The 255-nt window shown below is 69.8% G+C and carries 1 protein-coding gene; it reads right to left on the reverse strand.

Annotation, left to right across the window (positions count from 1 at the left end):
* A partial coding sequence (locus NFX52_RS30705; RefSeq protein ID WP_252636048.1) for an EAL domain-containing protein occupies positions 1-255 on the reverse strand: 255 nt, incomplete at both ends.

Here is a 255-nt window from a genome sequence, read left to right on the forward strand (position 1 = left end):
TCATGCCGCGCTGGGGGTGGCGCCAGCGCACCAGGGCTTCTGCGCCCATGAGCTGGGACTGGTGGTCCACGACGGGCTGGTAGTGCACCAGCAGTTCGCCCCGGGCCAGGCCCTGGCGCAGGTCGGCCTCCAGGTTGGAGCGGGCGTTGACGGCCGCTTGCATGTCGGGGTCGAAGAAGCGCTGGGTGTTGCGCCCTGCGGCCTTGGCCTGGTACATGGCCAGGTCGGCGCGTTTGAGGAGTTCGTCCACCGTGA

Origin of the sequence: Acidovorax facilis (assembly GCF_023913775.1) — a bacterium.
Lineage (GTDB): Bacteria > Pseudomonadota > Gammaproteobacteria > Burkholderiales > Burkholderiaceae_C > Acidovorax > Acidovorax facilis.